Source organism: Streptomyces thermocarboxydovorans (assembly GCF_039524635.1).
GTDB classification, from domain to species: Bacteria; Actinomycetota; Actinomycetes; order Streptomycetales; family Streptomycetaceae; genus Streptomyces; species Streptomyces thermocarboxydovorans.
In genome coordinates this window covers 31,302-51,436 of sequence record NZ_BAAAGU010000048.1, presented here as the reverse complement: position 1 = coordinate 51,436, position 20,135 = coordinate 31,302, and the positions used below count along the sequence as shown (strand labels likewise).

Annotated in this window: 20 protein-coding genes; 9 read left to right on the top strand and 11 right to left on the bottom strand. The window is 70.0% G+C overall.

The features are described 5' to 3' along the window. The first annotated feature begins 153 nt into the window (after positions 1-153). The 3 genes from ABD198_RS22050 to ABD198_RS22040 are packed head-to-tail and all read left to right on the top strand — an operon-like array spanning position 154 to position 1,756. The gene (locus tag ABD198_RS22050; RefSeq protein WP_344004702.1) at positions 154-762 is read left to right on the top strand and encodes a hypothetical protein; all 609 of its coding nucleotides are present in this window, start codon (positions 154-156) and stop codon (positions 760-762) included. After that, positions 763-1,062, top strand: a complete 300-nt coding sequence (locus ABD198_RS22045) for an RNase A-like domain-containing protein (protein ID WP_344004699.1) — start codon at positions 763-765, stop codon at positions 1,060-1,062. A 22-nt stretch (positions 1,063-1,084) separates the two neighbouring features. Next, complete coding sequence (locus tag ABD198_RS22040; protein WP_344004696.1) at positions 1,085-1,756, top strand: contact-dependent growth inhibition system immunity protein; 672 nt, start codon at positions 1,085-1,087, stop codon at positions 1,754-1,756. Between the two features lie 175 nt (positions 1,757-1,931). Here the strand turns inward: ABD198_RS22040 and ABD198_RS22035 are convergent, their stop codons facing one another. Further along, positions 1,932-3,227 (bottom strand): M18 family aminopeptidase, encoded by a 1,296-nt coding sequence (locus ABD198_RS22035; RefSeq protein ID WP_344004694.1) that lies wholly within the window; start codon positions 3,225-3,227, stop codon positions 1,932-1,934. Positions 3,228-3,328: 101 nt separating this feature from the next. Further along, positions 3,329-5,155, bottom strand: coding sequence for an acyl-CoA dehydrogenase (locus ABD198_RS22030; RefSeq protein WP_344004691.1), 1,827 nt, complete (start codon positions 5,153-5,155; stop codon positions 3,329-3,331). Positions 5,156-5,336: 181 nt separating this feature from the next. Here ABD198_RS22030 and ABD198_RS22025 point away from each other — a divergent pair, with 181 nt between their 5' ends. The 3 genes from ABD198_RS22025 (at position 5,337) to ABD198_RS22015 (ending at position 8,042) form a co-directional block, all read left to right on the top strand. Beyond that, the gene (locus ABD198_RS22025) at positions 5,337-5,801 is read left to right on the top strand and encodes an SseB family protein (protein ID WP_167994878.1); all 465 of its coding nucleotides are present in this window, start codon (positions 5,337-5,339) and stop codon (positions 5,799-5,801) included. Positions 5,802-5,914: 113 nt separating this feature from the next. Further along, on the top strand, positions 5,915-6,895 hold the full coding sequence (locus ABD198_RS22020) for a pirin family protein (RefSeq protein WP_344004687.1): 981 nt from the start codon (positions 5,915-5,917) through the stop codon (positions 6,893-6,895). A gap of 82 nt (positions 6,896-6,977) precedes the next feature. Next, positions 6,978-8,042, top strand: coding sequence for an AI-2E family transporter (locus ABD198_RS22015; RefSeq protein ID WP_344004684.1), 1,065 nt, complete (start codon positions 6,978-6,980; stop codon positions 8,040-8,042). 53 nt (positions 8,043-8,095) lie between these two features. On the opposite strand, the gene ABD198_RS22010 is transcribed toward ABD198_RS22015, so the two are convergent. Next, positions 8,096-10,279: a SpoIIE family protein phosphatase gene (locus ABD198_RS22010; RefSeq protein ID WP_344004682.1), complete on the bottom strand. Its 2,184-nt coding sequence runs from the start codon at positions 10,277-10,279 to the stop codon at positions 8,096-8,098. Between the two features lie 188 nt (positions 10,280-10,467). Between ABD198_RS22010 and aspS the strand changes: the two genes are divergently transcribed. Continuing rightward, the gene (gene aspS, locus ABD198_RS22005; RefSeq protein ID WP_344004680.1) at positions 10,468-12,231 is read left to right on the top strand and encodes an aspartate--tRNA ligase; all 1,764 of its coding nucleotides are present in this window, start codon (positions 10,468-10,470) and stop codon (positions 12,229-12,231) included. A gap of 108 nt (positions 12,232-12,339) precedes the next feature. Here aspS and ABD198_RS22000 read toward each other — a convergent pair whose 3' ends face one another. From ABD198_RS22000 to ABD198_RS21980, 5 genes are all read right to left on the bottom strand, one after another. Beyond that, a complete protein-coding gene (locus tag ABD198_RS22000) occupies positions 12,340-13,215 on the bottom strand; it encodes a PhzF family phenazine biosynthesis protein (protein ID WP_344004678.1) in 876 nt (291 codons plus the stop codon). 90 nt (positions 13,216-13,305) lie between these two features. Further along, positions 13,306-13,563, bottom strand: a complete 258-nt coding sequence (locus ABD198_RS21995) for a hypothetical protein (protein WP_344004675.1) — start codon at positions 13,561-13,563, stop codon at positions 13,306-13,308. Then, positions 13,560-13,907 (bottom strand): hypothetical protein, encoded by a 348-nt coding sequence (locus ABD198_RS21990; RefSeq protein ID WP_344004728.1) that lies wholly within the window; start codon positions 13,905-13,907, stop codon positions 13,560-13,562. Before ABD198_RS21990 ends, ABD198_RS21995 begins: the two co-directional genes overlap by 4 nt. 62 nt (positions 13,908-13,969) lie before the next feature. Next, entirely contained in the window at positions 13,970-14,836 is an 867-nt protein-coding gene (locus ABD198_RS21985; RefSeq protein WP_344004672.1) for a helix-turn-helix domain-containing protein, read from the bottom strand. 152 nt (positions 14,837-14,988) lie between these two features. Beyond that, positions 14,989-15,534 (bottom strand): ATP-binding protein, encoded by a 546-nt coding sequence (locus ABD198_RS21980; protein WP_344004669.1) that lies wholly within the window; start codon positions 15,532-15,534, stop codon positions 14,989-14,991. A gap of 156 nt (positions 15,535-15,690) precedes the next feature. Between ABD198_RS21980 and ABD198_RS21975 the strand changes: the two genes are divergently transcribed. Beyond that, positions 15,691-16,566 carry a helix-turn-helix domain-containing protein gene (locus ABD198_RS21975; protein WP_344004666.1) on the top strand — a complete coding sequence of 292 codons (876 nt, stop codon included), beginning with the start codon at positions 15,691-15,693 and terminating at the stop codon, positions 16,564-16,566. After that, on the top strand, positions 16,563-16,799 hold the full coding sequence (locus ABD198_RS21970) for a DUF397 domain-containing protein (RefSeq protein ID WP_344004663.1): 237 nt from the start codon (positions 16,563-16,565) through the stop codon (positions 16,797-16,799). Before ABD198_RS21975 ends, ABD198_RS21970 begins: the two co-directional genes overlap by 4 nt. Here ABD198_RS21970 and ABD198_RS21965 read toward each other — a convergent pair. The 3 genes from ABD198_RS21965 to ABD198_RS21955 form a co-directional block, all read right to left on the bottom strand. Beyond that, the gene (locus tag ABD198_RS21965; RefSeq protein WP_344004660.1) at positions 16,777-17,142 is read right to left on the bottom strand and encodes a PH domain-containing protein; all 366 of its coding nucleotides are present in this window, start codon (positions 17,140-17,142) and stop codon (positions 16,777-16,779) included. The genes ABD198_RS21970 and ABD198_RS21965 overlap by 23 nt on opposite strands. A gap of 64 nt (positions 17,143-17,206) precedes the next feature. Continuing rightward, complete coding sequence (metG, locus tag ABD198_RS21960; RefSeq protein WP_344004657.1) at positions 17,207-18,919, bottom strand: methionine--tRNA ligase; 1,713 nt, start codon at positions 18,917-18,919, stop codon at positions 17,207-17,209. A gap of 165 nt (positions 18,920-19,084) precedes the next feature. After that, positions 19,085-20,135, bottom strand: a 1,051-nt coding sequence (locus ABD198_RS21955; protein WP_344004654.1) for a VWA domain-containing protein, incomplete at its 5' end; no start/stop codon positions are given.

The following is a 20,135-nucleotide window of genomic DNA, read 5'->3' as shown; positions in this document are numbered from 1 at the left end:
ATGACAGACCGGGAACACGTCGACTACTGGACGCTCCAGGGTGCTCGCCTACTTCTGGACCGGTACGACGGGTGGAGCCGGAGAATCCCTGACGACCCGGCTCGCTGGCAGAACGATTTGTTCCCGCTCATTCGCGGTATTCGAAGTGCGGAAATGGACGGCGGGCGAAATCTGCGGGAGATCGCCTTCCAGTTGCGGCTGGCCGCTGATCTCTTCGAGGAATCTCCGGCGGGCACCCATGCCGCGCTCAAGCGAATCCCCCGTGCTGCCACCGAGGAGCGCACACCCGATGTGTGGCGGGAGATCGCCGAGCATCTGGAGAACTGGAACGAGCGCGTCGACCGCAGCACCTATGTCGACACACCTCTGACGACACGGGAGTTGCTGCTGCGCTTCCCGCGTTTCCGTCAGATTCTCCCGATCTACTTCGGACAGGACGGGGTCGCGATCAGCGATGACATGCAGGACGCCACCACGGAGGAGGGCATTCGCATGTACATCGAGGAGACCCACCCAGGCTGCCCGTGGGAGCTGCCGAGTGTGGTCTCCGAGTGCTACCAGGCCATCGCCGTCTTCCACACGGAGGAGCAGATGGACTGCTTCTTCGCCGGTGAGGCCATGGGAGGCGGATCAGGCGGCTCCGACGACTTCGTCGACTTCTTCCCGATGTTCGCCCGCCTGTGCATCGAGCACCTGAGAGAAGCTCACTCCCCCCTGTGGCAGCCCAAGCGCCCGTGGCCCCGCCCGGACGGAACGGACTAGATGCGTACCCGAACCGCCACCTACCCCGACCGTGAGACCGCTCAGTGGGCCACTCAGCAGGTCGTGACCGCCAACGAGCAGCTCATTCACCGCTGGCTCGCGCAGTCCACCCGCTCCCGGCTGACCATCGAGGCGTCCTGGCCGTCCCGGCCCGAGCCGGTCGGCCGTGTGCTGCTGCAGGCGATGGCGCTGGCCGGCCGCGAGCCGGTGGACGTACGGGCCGCGCGGGTGATCCTCAAGCGGGATCCGTCCCGGCCGCACGGCTTCACCGTCCACGCGACCTTCCCCGTCTACCTGTGAAGACCCGTAGAGGCTGCCCACCGTGCCCCTGAGCCCCCTCGACCACGACCGCCGCTACGGCGAACTGGACCAGGTCGTCCGCGCCTACCTCGGCCAGGCCGCCGACGACACGCCCGACCGGCCCAGCCAGGCCCTGACCGCCTACCTCCGCCACACCTGGCACACCCGTCCCTGGGCCCTGGCCATCGCCGAGCGTCAGCTGCGCGACTACGCCGACAACCCGCCGGGACGTCTCCGTCTGCGGCTCGGCGAGTTCTACCCGGTCCCGGACGTCGGCCTGCCCGAGGGCGAGATCCAGGAGTGGCTGTACTGCCTGGCCGATCACATCAGACGGAGCATCGAGCAGGGCGAGTGCCCGGCCCCGTCCGCTCCCGTCACCCACTGGGAATGGCACGCCCGTTTCCCGGAGCTGGCCCAGTTCCTCGGCGGCTGGTTCTCCCAGGACATGCCGGACGAGTTCGACGACCACGACGCGGCCGTCGACGACTACCGCACCTCCACCGACCCCCAGTTGACCGCCCGCCTCGTCGGCGAGCTGCACGAACTGCTCGCTCTCGGCCTCGGCGAGACCGACTACGCCACCGCGCTGGCCGAACTGGGCATGGAGGTCGATCCGCCCGCTCCCTACTCACCCAGCGGCTGGCTCGCCCTGCTCGCCGACCGGCTCAGCGAGCCGGAGGCTCCGCAGAGCTGACCCGGCGGACCCGGCGCCCCGCGCAACGTCCACGCCCCGCGTCCACGCCCCGCCTCCACGCCCCCGCGGGTACCTGCCGGGTCAGAAAGCATGCGGAGACGGGGCGTTGACCATGGACGGGCGCGGGAACCGCCTCGGGCCCGTCCTCGTGGGGCTGCGCACCCCGGAGGGGCTGTCACCCCTCCAGGAACGCGGTCAGCGCACTGGCCAGCAGGAACGGGTCGCGGGCGCCGCACAGTTCGCGGGCGCTGTGCATGGAGAGGATGGCGGCGCCGATGTCCACCGTGCGGATGCCGTGCCGGGCCGCGGTGATCGGGCCGATGGTGGTGCCGCAGGGCATGGCGTTGTTGGAGACGAAGGTCTGGAAGGGCACGCCGGCCTTCTCGCACGCGGCGGTGAACACCGCGCGGCCCGAACCGTCGGTGGCGTAGCGGTTGTTGACGTTGACCTTGAGGATGGGGCCGCCGTCGATGCGCGGGTGGTGCGTGGGGTCGTGCCGTTCCGCGTAGTTGGGGTGGACGGCGTGGCCCGTGTCGGAGGACAGGCAGACGGTGGCTGCCAGGGCGCGGGCGCGGTCCTCGACGGTCCCGCCGCGGGCGAACACCGAGCGCTCCAGCACGTTGCCGAGCAGCGGGCCGTCGGCGCCGGTGTCCGACTGGGAGCCGTTCTCCTCGTGGTCGAAGGCGGCGAGGACCGGGATGTACGGCAGGTCGGGGGAGGCGGACGCGGCGGCGAGTGCCGCCGTGCCGGCGTGCACGGAGAGCAGGTTGTCCATGCGCGGGCCGGCCACCAGTTCGCGGTCGCGGCCCAGGTAGGCGGGCGGCTCCACGGCGTGGACCATCAGGTCCCAGCCGACGGTCTCGCCGGAGGGGATGCCGGCCTCCTGCTCCAGGAAGGCGATCAGATCGCCGTCGCGGACGTCGTCGCCCAGGCCCCACACCGGCTGCATGTGGCGCTGCTTGTCGAGCTTGAGGCCCTCCGCGGTGACCGAGCGGTCCAGGTGGATGGCGAGCTGGGGGACGCGCAGCAGCGGGCGGTCGACGTTCACCAGGCGGGTGGAGCCGTCGCGCAGGGTGAGGCGGCCGGCCAGGCCCAGGTCGCGGTCGAGCCAGGAGTTGAGCAGCGGGCCGCCGTAGATCTCCACGGCGACCTGGCGCCAGCCGTGCGCCCCGCTGTCGGGCAGCGGCTTGACGCGCAGGTTGGGGGAGTCGGTGTGGGCGCCGACGATCCGGAAGGGGGTGTGCGGGGCGGCGCCCTCGGGGACGTACCAGGCGACGATGGCGCCGCCGCGCAGCACGTACCGGCCGCCGCTGGTCCCGTCCCAGGCGTCCGTCTCCGCGACCTGCCTGAATCCGGCCTTCTCCAGCCGCCCGGCGGCGTTCGCCACGGCGTGGTACGGCGTGGGGCTCGCCGCCAGGAACGTCATCAGGTCGTCGGTGTGGCCGCGGTCGAAGCGGGAGGGTGCGCTCATGGGGTTCACCTTAACGACGGATGAGGTCCGGTTGACGACGAGCGAGGGCCCGCCTCCCGTGACGGGAGACGGGCCCGGGCTTCAGCAGGGCAGGCGCGTGATCAGAACGCGGCCTCGTCCAGCTCCATCAGGTCCAGATCGACGGTCTCGGCGACCTTGCGGGCGGCGGTCACACCGGGCAGGACGTTGGCGGCGAAGAACTTCGCCGCCGCGATCTTGCCGGTGTAGAACGCCTTGTCCTTCGCGGTCGCGGTCTCCAGCTTCTCCAGGGCCACCGCGGCGCCCTTGAGCAGCAGGTAGCCGACGATCACGTCACCGGAGGCCATCAGCAGGCGGGTGGTGTTCAGGCCCACCTTGTAGATGTTCTTGACGTCCTTCTCGGTGGCCGCGAGGTCGTTGAGCATCAGGCCGACGATGGTCTCCAGCTCGACGGCGGCCTTGGCGAGGTGCTCGCGGGCGGCGGCCAGCTCCTCGCCGCCGGTGCCGATGGCCAGGAACTTCTTGATGTCCTCGGCGAGGCTGTTCAGGGCGGCACCCTGGTTGCGGACGATCTTCCGGAAGAAGTAGTCCTGGCCCTGGATCGCCGTGGTGCCCTCGTAGAGGGTGTCGATCTTGGAGTCCCGGATGTACTGCTCGATCGGGTACTCCTGCAGGAAGCCGGAGCCGCCGAAGGTCTGCAGCGACTGGGCGAGCTGCTCGTAGGCCTTCTCCGAGCCGTAGCCCTTGACGATCGGCAGGAGCAGGTCGTTCAGCGCGTGCTCGGTCGAGGCGTCCTCGCCGGCGGCCTCCTTGACCTGGATGGCGTCCTGGATGGAGGCGGTGTACATCACCAGGGCGCGCATGCCCTCCGCGTACGCCTTCTGCAGCATCAGCGAGCGGCGCACGTCGGGGTGGTGGGTGATGGTGACCTTCGGCGCGGTCTTGTCCATGAAGTTCGCCAGGTCGGGGCCCTGGACGCGCTCCTTGGCGTACTCCAGGGCGTTGAGGTAGCCCGTGGAGAGGGTGGAGATCGCCTTGGTGCCGACCATCATGCGGGCGAACTCGATGATGCGGAACATCTGGCGGATGCCGTCGTGCTTGTCGCCGATGAGCCAGCCCTTGGCGGGGTGCTTGTCGCCGAAGGTCATCTCGCAGGTGTTGGAGACCTTCAGGCCCATCTTGTGCTCGACGTTGGTGGCGTAGACGCCGTTGCGCTCGCCCAGCTCGCCGGTCTCGAAGTCGAACAGGTACTTCGGGACGAGGAAGAGGGACAGGCCCTTGGTGCCGGGGCCGGCGCCCTCGGGGCGCGCGAGCACGTAGTGGAGGATGTTCTCCGACATGTCGTGCTCACCGGAGGTGATGAAGCGCTTCACGCCCTCGATGTGCCAGGAGCCGTCCTCCTGCTGCACGGCCTTGGTCCGGCCGGCGCCGACGTCCGAGCCGGCGTCCGGCTCGGTGAGGACCATGGTGGAGCCCCACTGCTTCTCGGTGGCGATCTTCGCGATGTGCTTCTGGACCTCGTTGCCCTCCTCGTAGAGGATGCCGGCGAACGCGGGGCCGGAGGAGTACATCCACACGGCCGGGTTGGCGCCGAGGATGAGCTCGGCGTAGGCCCAGATCAGGGAGCGCGGGGCGGTGGTGCCGCCGATCTCCTCGGGCAGACCCAGGCGCCAGTACTCGGAGTCCATGAAGGCCTGGTAGCTCTTCTTGAAGGACTCGGGGATCGGGGCGGTGTTGGTCTCCGGGTCGAAGACCGGCGGGTTGCGGTCGGCGTCGGCGAAGGACTCGGCCAGTTCGTTCTCCGCGAGGCGGGTGAGCTCCTCGAGGATGCTCTTCGCGGTCTCGACGTCCATCTCCTCGAACGGGCCGGTGCCGTACAGCTTGTCCCGCCCGAGTACTTCGAAGAGGTTGAACTCGATGTCGCGGAGATTCGACTTGTAGTGCCCCATGGCGACGGCTCCGTTAGAAGAGATCGGCGAGGCACTGGATCCTCGCACTAGTTCACGTACCAATCAGTAGCTACGATGATGCTACCCGTCGGTAATAAGAAGCAACCCCGAACCGGACATCTGTGACTCAGCACTCCTCGGCCCTCCTCCGGCCGCCCCGGGGGTCAGTAGTCTGTGCGTCATGTACGGCTACGACCAGAACGTAGGGACACAGCAGGGCTACGTCCCGCCGCAGCAGCACATGCCGGGCGGGTACGGGCAGCAGCCGCCGCTGTACCCGGAGCCGTCCGCGCCCTCGCTCGCCGACGCGGTGCGCGCCTTCACCACCGGGCAGATGACCGCGGAGGACTTCCAGCAGGTCTTCGCCACGTCGAAGGTGTACTGCCCGCGCGGCGACAACCCCGGTTTCCTCGCCCTGCACAACACCCAGCAGCCGGTGATCCCGATGTTCACCTCGCTCAAGGAGCTGCGCCGGTACGCGGGCAAGGAGTCCAAGTACTTCGTGATCACCGGCGCCGAGGTGATCGACCTGCTGCCGACCGGCTACGGCTTCGTCCTCGACATGGAGGGCGAGCACCGGATGGTGTTCGACGCCAAGGCGGTGGAGCAGATGGTGGAGTTCGCGATGCGCCGGATGTATGGCTGAGGCGCACGACGCTCGTGCGGAGCCCGGAGGGAATGTCCTCCGGGCTCCTCGCTGTTTGGGGTGGCAGGAAGTTCAATGCTCAACTAACCTGGGTGTACCCGAGGAGGTACGACATGCCTGCAGTGACCGTCGAGAACCCGCTGACGCTGCCCCGCGTGGCCGCACCGGCAGACGCCGTGGCGCGTCCCGTGCTGGCCGTCACGACCGCACCGAGCGGTTTCGAGGGCGAGGGCTTCCCGGTGCGCCGGGCCTTCGCGGGGATCAACTACCGCTACCTGGACCCGTTCATCATGATGGACCAGATGGGTGAGGTGGACTACGCACCCGGAGAGCCCAAGGGGACGCCGTGGCACCCCCACCGGGGCTTCGAGACGGTCACCTACATCATCGACGGCATCTTCGAGCACCAGGACTCCAACGGCGGTGGCGGCACCATCACCAACGGCGACACCCAGTGGATGACCGCCGGCGGAGGCATCCTCCACATCGAGGCGCCGCCCGAGCACCTGGTCATGTCCGGCGGCCTCTTCCACGGGCTCCAGCTGTGGGTGAACCTCCCGGCCAAGGACAAGATGATGGCCCCCCGCTACCAGGACATCCGGGGCGGCAGCGTCCAGCTGCTCACCAGCCCCGACGGCGGCGCGCTGCTGCGGGTCATCGCCGGTGAGCTGGGCGGCCACAAGGGCCCCGGCATCACCCACACCCCGATCACCATGATCCACGCGACGCTGGCGCCGGGCGCCGAGGTCACCCTGCCCTGGCGGGAGGACTTCAACGGGCTCGCCTACGTCCTCGCCGGGCGCGGCTCGGTCGGCGCCGAGCGGCGGCCCGTCCACCTGGGCCAGGCGGCCGTGTTCGGGGCCGGGTCCTCGCTGACCGTCCGGGCCGACGACAAGCAGGACTCCCACACCCCCGACCTGGAGGTCGTGCTGCTCGGCGGGCAGCCCATCCGGGAGCCGATGGTCCACTACGGCCCGTTCGTGATGAACGCCAAGGAAGAGCTGGTGCGGGCCTTCGAGGACTACCAGAAGGGCTGCCTGGGCACCGTCCCCGCCGTGCACGGCATGACGGACAAGGGCCCGCAGGACGTGTGACACCGGCGCTCCTGCCCTGGCGGATCACCCACGCGGGGTGCCAGGGCAGGACAGCCCCCGCCGGCCATGATCGGCTGGCGGTGTGCAGGACTCCTCGCCGCTGCTGCCCGACCCGGTACGGCGCCTCGCCGCATGGTGCGCCGTCGCCCTGCTCGTCTCCGGGGTCGTCTACGTCGGCATCCGGCTCTGCGTGGCCTTCCGGCCGGCCGTCGTCCCCGTCCTGCTCGCCCTGCTCGGCACCGCGCTGCTGAGGCCGCTGCACCGGCGGCTGGTGCGGGCGGGGGTCAAGCGCTCCCTGTCCGCCGGTCTCACCTGTGTCGCGGTCGTCGCCGTGGTCGGCGGGGCCGTGTACATCGTGGTCGCCGCGCTGATCGAGTCCGGGGACCAGATCATCGCCTCGCTGCGTACCGCCGCGCAGGACATCGCCCGGCACTTCGGGGCCGCCGGGACCTCCCTGCACGACCTGGCGTCCAACATGCGCCAGCTGCTCTCCAAGTTCGGCGGCACGGCCGCCTCGGGCGTCATCAGCGGCGTCAGCGTGGTCGGCGAGACCCTCGCCATGGCCGTGCTGGCGCTGCTGCTGGTCTTCTTCTTCCTGCGCGACTCCGACCGGGCCGGCGCCGTCGTGCGCGCCCTCGTCCCGCGCCGCTCCGGCGACATGACGCTGGCCATGGCCCGGCGGGCCTTCCACGCCGTGGAGGGGTTCATGCGCGGCACCACCTTCATCGCCCTGATCGACGCGCTCTGCATCACCGTGGGCCTGCTGATCCTCGGCGTGCCGGGCGCGGTGGGGCTCGGGGCGCTGGTCTTCGTCGGCGCCTACATCCCCTACCTGGGCGCCTTCATCTCCGGCACGGTGGCGGTGCTGGTGGCGCTGGCCGACCGTGGCTTCGTCATCGCGCTGTGGGCGCTGGGCGTGGTGATCGCGGTGCAGATGCTGGAGGGTCATGTGCTCCAGCCGCTGATCCAGAGCCGGACGGTGCAGATGCATCCGGCGGTGGTGATGCTGGCGATCGCCGCCGGGGCGTCGGTCGCCGGGATCGTCGGCATGCTGATGGCGGTGCCGCTGACGGCGGCGGCGTTCGGCGTGGTCGACGAGCTGCGGCACCGGTACGCGGAGGAGGACGGGGCGGGCGAGCCGTCCTGAGGGGGCGCTGCCCCTGCTGTGATCGCTGTCACCAACCTCCGTGGACAGAACACCTAGTCGCTTCCGGTGCCCGGGGTGCCGTCCGGGTGCGGGCGTCCGTTTCCGTCGTTCCCGTCGTTCCCGTCCCCGGCCGTCTCGTACAGCTCGAACCAGATGCTCTTGCCCTCGCCGCGCGGGTCGACCCCCCAGGCGTGGGCCAGCTCCTCGATCAGGATCAGGCCGCGGCCGGAGGAGGCCAGCTCGCCGGGTCTGCGGGGGTGGGGCAGGTCGTCGCTGGCGTCGGTGACCTCTATGCGCATCCGGCGGCCGTCGCGCCCACCGGTGACCTCCGCGACCAGCAGCGCGTCGGCGTCGGTGTGGACCAGGACGTTGGTGAGCAGTTCCGAGAGCAGCAGCACCGCGGAGTCGACCTGGTCCGCGGAGGACCAGTCGTGCAGCAGCTCGCGCAGCTGATGGCGGGCGACCGCCACCCGCTCGGGCTCGGCCTGCGCCACGGTGAGCATGGTGCGCCGCACGGGCGGCCGCACGGTGTCCGTCTCGGCGCCGCAGCCGCAGCCCTCGCCCTGCCGGCAGAGCAGCAGCAGGGCGATGTCGTCCTCGCGGCGGTCGGCCAGCGGACCGGTGGTGTGGTGCGAGGAGGGGCCGTGCACCGCCTGGACCAGGGCGTCGGCGAGCTCCTCCAGGTTGCCCTTGTGCTCCTCGAGGAGGGAGCGCAGCCGTGTCCAGCCGGTGTCCAGGTCGTGGCCGCCGGTCTCGATCAGACCGTCGGTGCAGATCAGCATGGTCTCGGCGGGTTCCAGGATCAGCCGGGTGGTGGGGTAGTCGGCGTCCGGGTCGATGCCGAGCGGCAGCCCGCCGGCCGTGGGCCGGGTCAGCACGGTGGCGTCGGCCATGCGGATCACCGGGTCCGGGTGCCCGGCGCGGGCGACCTCCAGGACGCCGGTGACGGGGTCCACCTCGACGTACAGGCAGGTCGCGAAGCGGGTCTCGTCGGGGTCGGCCTCGCCGATGCCGTGCAGGAAGCGGGAGACGCGGGTGAGCACGGCGTCCGGCCGGTGCCCCTCGGAGGCGTAGGCGCGCAGGGCTATCCGCAGCTGGCCCATCAGCCCCGCCGCCCGTACGTCATGGCCCTGCACGTCCCCGATGACCAGGGCGAACCGTCCGCTGGGCAGCGGGATCACGTCGTACCAGTCGCCGCCGACCTGGAGGCCGCCGCCGGTGGGGACGTAGCGGGCGGCGACGCTCATGCCGGGGATGCGCTGCTGGCCCAGCCGGGGCAGCATCGTGCGCTGCAGTCCGTCGGTCAGCGCCCGCTCGCTCTCGGCGGTGCCCGCCCGGGCCAGTGCCTGCGCCAGCATCCGGGCCACGGTGGTCAGCACGGAGCGCTCGTCGGGGGTGAAGGCGACGGGGTAGGTGAAGGCCGCCATCCAGGCGCCCATGGGGCGGCCGGCCACGGTGAGCGGCAGGAAGGCCCAGGACTGGCGGCCGAAGCGCTGCGCCATGGGCCAGGTGAGCGGATAGCGGGCCTTGTACTGCTCGGGCGAGGAGAGATACACCGCACGGCCGGTGCGGACCACCTCGGCGGCCGGGTAGTCGGTGTCCAGCGGCATATAGGTGAAGGGGCCCTCGTCGCCGGGCTCGTGCCCGTGGTGGCCGATGACCGTCAGCCGGTCGCCCTCGACGCCGAACACGGCCAGGCCGTCCGGTGAGAAGCCCGGCATCGACAGGTTCGCCGCGACCCGCAGCACCTCCTCGGTGGAGCGCGCCTCGGCCAGGGCCCGGCCGGCGTCCAGCAGGAAGGCCTCTCTGGAGCGCCGCCAGTCGCCGGTGACCGCGCTGCGCCCGGCGGGGGTCCCCGGGGCCGGCTCGGGTACCTCCTGGAGAGTGCCGGTCAGGACGTACGCCTTGCGCTCGGGGTCGAAGGACGGCTTGGAGCGGCTGCGGACGACCCGGACCTCCCGCCCCTGGTCGTCCATGATCCGGATGCGGACCTCGGCGAGGGTTCCCTCGGCGAGGGCGAGCTGGACCACACCGGTGATCTCGTTCCAGTCGACGGGGTGCAGCCGGGCCCGCACCTGTGCCTCCGTGAGGACGGACTCCTCGGCGGGCAGCCCGAGCAGCCGGGCGGCCACGGCGTCGACCGTGACCTCCCCGGCTGCGGTGTCCCAGTGCCACCGGCCGGTGTCGAGGAGGCTGAGGACGTCCTCCACCGAGGGCAGGGGCTCACCTGTGCGCATTGCCCCACTTTAGGAAGAATGCAGCGAACACTGCCACCGTTGTCGCACAGACGACCGGGCAGTAATGCCGGGGAGTCGATCTTGGGGTGGCCGGTAGTCTTGGAGGGAGTTTCCTGTTTCACGAGCTGCGTTTCCGGACGTTTCACGTGAAACGACGCCCCCGATCCGCGAAGACTGGATGAACGACGATGCATCGGTACAGGTCCCACACCTGCGGCGAGCTCCGCTCCTCTGACGTCGGCACCGACGTCCGGCTGAGTGGCTGGCTGCACAATCGGCGCGACCTGGGCGGCATCCTCTTCATCGATCTGCGCGACCACTACGGCATCACGCAGCTCGTGGCCCGTCCGGGCACCGAGGCGTACGAGGCGCTGGACAAGCTGTCCAAGGAGACCGTGCTCCGCGTGGACGGCAAGGTCGTCTCCCGCGGCGCGGAGAACGTCAACCCCGACCTGCCGACCGGCGAGATCGAGATCGAGGTCTCCGAGGTCGAGGTGCTCGGCGAGGCGGCCCCCCTGCCCTTCACCATCAACACCGAGGACGGCGTCAACGAGGAGCGGCGCCTGGAGTACCGCTTCCTCGACCTGCGCCGGGAGCGCATGCACCGCAACATCATGCTGCGCACCAAGGTGATCTCGGCGATCCGCCAGAAGATGACGGCGCTGGGCTTCAACGAGCTGGCCACCCCGATCCTCAGCGCGACCTCCCCCGAGGGCGCCCGTGACTTCGTGGTGCCCTCCCGGCTCCACCCGGGCAAGTTCTACGCCCTGCCGCAGGCGCCGCAGCAGTTCAAGCAGCTGCTGATGATCTCCGGCTTCGACCGCTACTTCCAGATCGCGCCCTGCTTCCGGGACGAGGACGCCCGCGCCGACCGCTCGCCGGGCGAGTTCTACCAGCTCGACGTGGAGATGAGCTTCGTCGAGCAGGAGGACGTCTTCCAGCCGATCGAGAAGGTGATGACCGAGCTCTTCGAGGAGTTCGGCAACGGCCGCCATGTCACCTCGCCGTTCCCGCGGATCCCGTTCCGCGAGGCGATGCTGAAGTACGGCTCCGACAAGCCGGACCTGCGCGCCAAGCTGGAGCTCGCCGACATCACCGACATCTTCGAGGGCTCGGAGTTCAAGGCCTTCGCCGGCAAGCACGTCCGCGCGCTGCCGGTGCCGGACGTCTCCGGCCAGCCGCGCAAGTTCTTCGACCAGCTCGGTGACTTCGCGGTCGCCCAGGGCGCCAAGGGTCTGGCCTGGGTCCGCGTCGGCGAGGACGGCTCGCTGACCGGCCCGATCGCCAAGTTCCTCACCGAGGAGAACGTCGCCGAGCTGACCAAGCGCCTCTCCCTGGCCCCCGGCCACGCGGTGTTCTTCGGCGCGGGCGAGTTCGACGAGGTCTCCAAGATCATGGGCGCGGTGCGCGTCGAGGCCGCCAAGCGCGCCGGCCACTTCGAGGAGGACGTCTTCCGCTTCTGCTGGATCGTCGACTTCCCGATGTACGAGCGGGACGAGGAGACCGGCAAGATCGACTTCTCGCACAACCCGTTCTCCATGCCGCAGGGCGGCCTGGAGGCCCTCGAGACCCAGGACCCGCTGGAGATCCTGGGCTGGCAGTACGACATCGTCTGCAACGGCGTCGAGCTGTCCTCCGGCGCGATCCGGAACCACGACCCGGAGATCATGCTCAAGGCCTTCGAGATCGCCGGCTACGACCGGGAGACCGTCGAGGAGAAGTTCGCCGGCATGCTCCGCGCGTTCCGCTTCGGCGCACCGCCGCACGGCGGCATCGCGCCGGGCGTCGACCGCATCGTCATGCTGCTGGCCGACGAGCCCAACATCCGCGAGACCATCGCCTTCCCGCTCAACGGCAACGCGATGGACCTGATGATGGGCGCCCCGACCGAACTGGACGAGGAGCGCCTGAAGGAACTCCACCTGTCGATCCGCAAGCCGCAGCCGAAGTAAGTCCCTTCCAGGGCAGGCACACGGCAGGCCCAGCTGTAGCGCTGCAGCGAGGGCCCGGTCCCGCCACACCGGCGGGACCGGGCCCTTAGCCATTGCTCTGTGGCCTGCTCACTCCGGAGTGCGCGGAATACGCGCCCCGGCACCGCTGACCCGCACGCGGGGGTCGCCGCCGCGCAGTTCGACGGTGAGCACACCGGGCCGCCCCATGTCCTCCCCCTGATGCAGCGTGAGGAGGGCCTCCTCGGGCACCAGCCCCAACTCCCGCGCATACGCCCCGAACGCGGCCGCGGCAGCCCCCGTCGCCGGGTCCTCGACCACCCCGCCCACCGGGAACGGATCCCGCACATGGAACACCGTCTCCGAAGCCCGCCACACCAGCTGCACCGTCGTCAGGTCCAGCCGCCGCATGAACGCTGCCAGCCGGTCGAAGTCGTACTCCAGCTCCGCGAGCCGCTCCCTGGTCCCCGCGGCCAGCACGAGATGGCGGGCCCCCGCGAAGGCAATCCGTGGCGGCAGCGCGGCGTCCAGCTCATCCCCCGCCCACCCGAGCGCCGCCAGCGCCTCCCGCACATCCGCCTCGGCCACGCCTTCCACCTTCGGCTCCACACTCGTCAGCGTGGCCCGCAGACTCCCGTCTCTCCCCTCGGCCACTGTGACGGGAACGGTCCCGGCAGGCGTCCGGAACTCCAGCTCCCCCGGCCCCGACCGCTCCGCCAGCGCGATCGCCGAGGCCACGGTGGCGTGCCCGCAGAACGGAACCTCGGCCTTGGGGCTGAAGTAGCGCACATCGAAACGGCGTTCCCCCGACGACGACGGAATCAGAAACGCGGTCTCGCTGTACCCCACCTCGGCGGCGATCCCCAGCATGTCCTCGTCCGACAACCCCCTGGCGTCCAGCACGACCCCGGCGGGATTCCCCCCACCCGGATCCGTCGAGAACGCCGTGTACCGCAACACCTCTGTACTCCGCGAAGCGCTCGTCATACCGGGGCCAACTCGGTGGCGGGGCTGATCATTCCCGGGCCTCAGCCCGGTCCAAGACTCGAAACACCGGTTGGTCGGTGGCCTAGACCGTTAAAAGCCCAGGTAGGTGATCTGTACGACGTAGACCCGCTCGCTGCGTACGACGATCTGATACCTGAACATGCCGCCCGGCACGATGATGTCGCCGCCGCTCGGATCGATACCTGCGTGGGCTCGACCGTGCAGATGCATGGCCTCCGCGGCTCTGACCAGCTCTTCCGCCTTCTTCTCCACGTGGGTCAGAAACTCGGCCGGTGCGGTGCGGGCGGTTTGCTCTGCTCCGAAGGCGTACTCCCACTTCCAGCTCAACCGCGTACTGCCTTCATGGCTTCGTCCAGTACAGCGGTCAGCTCCCGGAGAGCTTCTTCGGCGATGGCGGGATCTGCGTCCTCAAGTCTGCTCTGTGCATGCTCGAGACGGGAGGACAGGTCGGGGCGACGCGCGATTTCGATGTCCCGGGCCCAGCGGAGCACCCAGCTCTGCACGGGGCTCACAGACTGCCATTCGACCGCCTTGGCGAACGCCTCGTCCTTCGTGGCCTGCATCTCCGGCAGCCTGCCCGGGGCCACGACGGCGAGCGCCGCGCGCAGGGCATCGGGTGTCTGCTCCGGGCGGGGGATCAGCTCGCGTCCGTGGTCCGGCAATGTGCTCATGGTGTCCTCCAGGAGTACCCCTGCCAGGGTATCCGGCGCGGCCGGGCCGAGCGCTTGTGTACTCATGTGATCTCGCTCTGCTCGTTGCGGCAGTCGCGGCAGCGGCCTGGGGAGGGGGCGCGGAAGGCGCGGTCGCAGACGTCGCAGGTTTGGAAGGGGTGGCGGGGTGTGGGGGTCGGTGGGGCTGGAGGGCGGGGTGGAGGCGGGGGTGGGAGCTGGGTTGTCAGGCGGTGGGCCAGGAGGGCGGCTGGGCGGATCAGGGGTTCGTTCGGGAGGTTGGCGGTCAGGGCGTGGCGTACGGCGGTGGGGGTGAGGTCGCGTTCCAGCCAGGCGGCGACGCCGGGGGCGAGGTGTTCCGCGTCGGTGGCGGAGAGCAGCAGGCGTGTGTCGTGGCGGCGCAGGCCGGCGAGGACGTCGAGGGCTGTGCGGATCAGGGTGGGCCAGGGGTGCGATGGCTGGGGGACGGCCGGGAGCCGCTTGCGCGGTGCCGGTTCGCCGGGCGACGGCCGGCGTGCGGGCTTGCGGGCGGCCGGTTCCCGGGGGCCGTGGTGACCTGGCCTGTTGCAGGACACGGTGCGGGTGACGATGCGGCCTGCGGGGGTGCGCTCGCGGGTACGGCGCAGGTAGCCGTACGCTTCGAGCTCCCGCAGGGCGGCGGCGATGCGGGTGTTCCCTTCGGGGAAGCGGGCGGCGAGGGTCTTGATGTCGACGGGGGTGCCGGGCCGTACGGACTGGATGTAGCAGGCCAGCCCGATGGCGAGCAGGGAGAGATCCGGGTGCTGGGCCAGGTCGTTGCCGATCACCGTGAAGTTCTCGGTGTGGCGGACGTGGTCGTGGACGACGCCGGTGATTCGTTCCCCGTCGGGGTGGTTCTTGCTCCGGTTCCGGGACTGGGCAGTGAGGGCCGCGCTAGGGTTCTTTGTATCCATCGGGAAGGGTCTGCTTCCTCGGTGGTCAGGCCCTCGCAGTGGGATGGCAGTCCCCGCGGGGGCCGACGCATGTCGGGTGGTTGCTGCGCGTTGTGCGCTGGCGCTGAGCGTAGAGCAGGCAACCCACCCCAAATCCAATCCATTTGGCATATTCACTCGCCGGAGTGAGTCCGCCCGCCGGGAGGGAGGGGTGGGGCTTGGAGGGGTTCTTTCTCCCTGGTTCTTGGTTCTTTGGGAGCGCCGGACGCACCGGAGTGCGGGCGGTCGGGCTCCGGTGACTTCGGGGCGGGGAGGGTGAGTTCGGCCCAGACCGTCTTGCGGGGTGGGAGGCCGTCGGTGACTCCCCAGCGGTCGGCGAGGGCCGCTACGAGGGTCAGGCCGCGGCCGGATTCGGCGGTCGGGCCGGCGGGGCGTCGGTGGGGAAGCCGGTCACCGCGCGTGTCCGTGACCTCGATGCGCAGGGTGCCGCCGACGACGTAGAGCAGGAGCCGGAAGTTGCGGCCGGGGACGCGGCCGTGTGTGGCGGCGTTGTTGGCCAGCTCGGCCACGATGAGCTGGGCAGGATCCAACGGCAGTCCCCAGCGGCGCAGTTGCTCGGTGGCGAGCAGGCGGGCGAGGCGGGCTCCTAGGGGCGTGGGGGACAGCAGGACGCTGAAGTCGCGGATGGGGCTGCCGGGTTGGGTGAGTTTCTGCTTCACGTCACTCAGCGTGGCCGCTTCTGCTTACTGTGAGGAGTGACGTCGCGGTTGCGTACGGTGACTGTCCGGTCGTTGTCCGGTGGTGTCCGGGCTTGTCGGGGCGGCGCGTGCGGGTAGGGCGTGGCTGATGCGAGGCGGTACGACGGAGGGGCGCGCATGTCCGTGGACAACGAGGTCCGGCGGCTGAAGACCGAGGCGGACGAGCCGGGGTGGGAGGCGGACCCGGACGACGAGTGGGGCGTGGCCGTGGTCGCCACCGTGGGTCGGCAGCTCAAGCTCCGGCGCGAGGCGATCGGCATGCGGGCCGGCGAGTTCGGCAAGGCGGTGGGGTACGGCGAGGACCTCGTCTACAAGATCGAGAGCGGCAAGCGGATTCCCCGCCCGGAGTATCTGGACAGGGCGGACGAGGTGCTGGGGGCGGGCGGACTGCTCTCGGCGATGAAGGAGGACGTGGCCAAGGTCCGGTACCCGAAGAAGGTTCGGGCTTTGGCGGAGATGGAGGCCAAGGCGGTCGAGATCGGGCTGTACGAGTGCAACGTCATCGCTGGACTTTTGCAGACGCGGGATCACGCACGATCCGTCATCGCGGCTGCGCAGCCGCCGTACTCGCCGGACGACGTGGAACGCATGGTCACCGCTCGTGTGGCCCGGCAGTCAGCATTCGAACGTGACCCGGCTCCTGCACTCAGTTTCGTCCTGGAAGAGGGCGTGCTGAGGCGCCCCATCGGGGGCAGAATGGTGTGGCGGCAACAGCTCGAACGGCTGCTGGACGTGGGGCAGTTGCACAACGTCGTGCTCCAGGTCATGCCGATGGACTGCGACACCCACTCCGGACTGGACGGGCGTATTGAGTTGCTGAAGTTCGCGGACGGTACGGCGGTGGGCCGCTCGGACGGTGCGTTCAACGGTCGGCCAGTCCACGACCCCAAGCACCTGCGCATCCTCGAACTGAGGTATGGCACCATCCGGGCTCAGGCGCTCTCGCCCCGGGAGTCGCTGACCTTCATTGAGCAACTGCTGGGAGAAACATGATCCGCAAGGCTACTGCTGGGGACACCTCCGAGTTGGCGTGGTTCAAGAGCAGTTACAGCGGCGGAAACGACGGCAACTCCTGCGTGGAGGTCGCCCATGCCCTCGACACCGTTCACGTCCGTGACTCCAAGCACCGGACCACGGGCCCCCGGCTCGCCCTCACGCCGGTGGCCTGGGCCGACTTCGTGGCGTACGCGTCGGAGAAGTCCTCTACCGCGCCACGTACTGGGTGAGGATGGCCTGGACCTCGTAGATGTCGACGCCCTTGGTGAAGGTCTTCTCGATGGGGGCCGGGGTGCCGGAGATCCAGATCTTGAGTTCGGCGTCGAGGTCGAAGTGGCCGGCTGTTTCGACGGAGAAGTGGGTGATGCTGCGGTAGGGGACCGAGTGGTACTCGGTCTTCTTGCCGGTGATGCCCTGCTTGTCGATCAGGATCAGGCGGCGGTCGGTGAACAGGATGGTGTCACGGATGAGCAGGTAGGCGGCGTGCACCTGCTCGCCGTGGCCCAGCAGGCGGGCGTAGTCCTGCTGGGCCGAGGCCGGGTCGATGCTGTGCGCGTTGCCGAACAGTGCCATGAACGGTTCCCCCAGGGGTGGCTCGGTCCGGCTGGCGCCGGGTGCGGTTTCGCGTTCGGTCCGGTTACTCCTCGGAGCCGCCGAAGCGCTCCTTGTAGCGCTCCAGGTCCTCGTCGGTGAGCTTGGCGAAGAGGACCGGCGGGACCGTGAAGGGCGTGCCGGCCGGGACCGCGTTCAGGGCGCGGGCCTCCTCGTGGCTCACCCAGGTCGCGGTGTCGTCCTTCAGGTCGAAGGCCGAGCGCATCGCCTTGGCGGAGGTCGGGATGAACGGCTCGGAGACCACCGCGTAGAAGTGGATCAGGTTCATCGCCGTGCGGAGCGTGAGGGCCGCCGCGTCCTTGTCGGTCTTGATCTCCAGCCAGGGGGCCTTCTCCTCCAGGTAGGAGTTGCCGGCCGACCACAGGGCGCGCAGCGCGGCCGCCGCCTTGCGGAACTGGATGGCCTCCATGTGCTCCTCGTACTCGGCGAGCAGCCGGGCGATCTCCTCGCCCAGCTTCGCCTCCGCCTCACCGGGCGCGGCGCCCGCCGGCACCTCCTCGCCGAAGCGCTTGCGGGAGAAGGACAGGACACGGTTGACGAAGTTGCCGAGGGTGTCGGCGAGGTCCTTGTTGACCGTGGCGGTGAAGTGCTCCCAGGTGAAGGACGCGTCGTCCGACTCCGGGGCGTTGGCCATCATGAAGTAGCGCCAGTAGTCGGCGGGCAGGATCTCCAGCGCGTCGTGGGTGAAGACGCCGCGCCGCTGCGAGGTGGAGAACTTGCCGCCGTAGTAGTTCAGCCAGTTGAAGGCCTTGATGACGTCGACCTTCTTCCAGGGCGCGCGGGTGCCCAGCAGGGTCGCCGGGAACATCACGCTGTGGAAGGGGACGTTGTCCTTGCCCATGAACTGGGTGTAGTGGACGTCGTCGGCCTCCCACCACCAGGAGCGCCAGTCGCGGTTCTCCGGGTCCTGGTCCGCCCACTCCTTGGTGGCGCCGATGTACTCGATCGGGGCGTCGAACCAGACGTAGAAGACCTTGCCCTCGGCGGCGAGGTCCGGCCAGGTGTCCGCCGGGACCGGCACGCCCCAGTCCAGGTCACGGGTGATCGCGCGGTCGTGCAGACCCTCGGTGAGCCACTTGCGGGCGATGGAGGAGGCGAGCACCGGCCACTTGTCGGCCTGCTGGTCCACCCACTGCTCGACCTCGCCGGCCAGCGCGGACTGCAGCAGGAACAGGTGCTTGGTCTCGCGGATCTCCAGGTCGCTGCTGCCGCTGATCGCCGAGCGCGCGTCGATCAGGTCGGTCGGGTCCAGCACGCGGGTGCAGTTCTCGCACTGGTCGCCGCGGGCCTTGTCGTAGCCGCAGTGCGGGCAGGTGCCGATGATGTAGCGGTCCGGCAGGAAGCGGCCGTCGGTGATCGAGTACACCTGGCGGATCGCCCGCTCCTCGATGAAGCCGTTCGCCTTCAGCTCGCGGGCGATCTCCTGGGTGATCTCGCGGTTCTGCGGGCTGCTGCTGCGGCCGAAGTAGTCGAAGGCGAGGCTGAAGCCGTCGTAGATCGCCTTCTGGGCGTCGTGCGCCTGCGCGCAGAACTCGTCGACCGGGATGCCCTGCTCCTTGGCGGCCAGCTCGGCGGGGGTGCCGTGCTCGTCGGTCGCGCAGATGTACAGGACGTCGTGGCCGCGCTGGCGCAGGTAACGGGAGTACACGTCGGCCGGGAGCATGGACCCCACCATGTTGCCCAGGTGCTTGATCCCGTTGATGTACGGAAGGGCGCTGGTGATGAGGTGTCGAGCCATCGGAGGCTGCTCCCAGGTCGGTTTGTACGGAACCTTGAAATCGTAGCCGACCCGGGTGGGCCGCCCGCTGCCCGTTTTACGGGGTGGGATGAAGGGGGGAGGGGGGAGGGGCAGGGCAGCGGGGGCCCGGGGTGGGGTGGTGGTGCCGGAGGGGGCCGGTGTGGCTCAGGGGCGCCAGGAGGCGAGGACGCCGTCGTAGAGCTCCTTGTCGGTGAGCTCCCGGGGGGACTCGCCGGCGAGGAAGCAGGCCGTGTTCGGGGTCTTGAGCTTGCGGAGGTAGTCGAACGCCTTGTTCTCGGGGTCGCCGAAGGCGACGAAGGAGAAGAAGACCGAGGGGTGGGTCTTCGCGGCCTCCGTCAGCGCCTGTGTGGCCGGGGTCTTCGCGTCCGGGGCGCCGTCCGTCTGGAAGATCACCAGGGCGGGGGTCTTCTTCGGGGCACGGGTCTTGTCGTGCAGGGCGAGGACCTCCTGGACCGCCGCGTGGTAGCTGGTGCGGCCCATGCGGCCGAGGCCGGCGTGCAGGGTGTCGATCTTGTTCTCGAAGTCGGTGAGGGTCAGCTCGCCGGTGCCGTCGTGTTCGGTGGAGAAGAAGACGACCTTGACGGTGGGGCCGTCGCCGTCCTCGGCAGCGGTGTCCGGGTTCAGGTGGGCGGCGAGGGCGAGGGTCTGCTCGGCGAGGGCCTGTGCGGAGCCGTCCTTGTAGTACGGGCGCATGGAGGCGGAGCGGTCGAGGACGAGGTAGACGCGGGCGCGGGCGTCGGAGAGGTTCGCGTCCGCGAGGGCCTGGGCTGCGGCGGTGTAGGCGGTGGTGAGGGCGGCGGGGATGTCGGCCTCGGCTGCGCCGTCGGCCTCGGGCTCAGCCTCGGTGATGACCTCCGGCTCGGCCTGGGCGGCGGCATCCGGCTCGGCCTGCGCGGCAGCCTCGGGCTCGGCCTCGGCGGTCGTGTCGGCTGCAGCCTCGGGCTCGGCCTCGGCGGTCGTGTCGGCTGCGGCCTGGGGCTTGGCCTCGGCGGTGGAATCGGGGGTCGCTGCGGTCTCGGTCTCGGCCTTCGGGTCGGCCTTGGTGGACACCTCGGCGGCTGCCTCAGTAGAGGCGTCGGTGGTGGCCTGGGGCTTGGCCTCGGCGGTGGAATCGGCGGTCGCTGCGGTCTCGGTCTCGGCCTTCGGGTCGGCCTTGGTGGACACCTCGGCGGCTGCCTCAGTAGAGGCGTCGGTG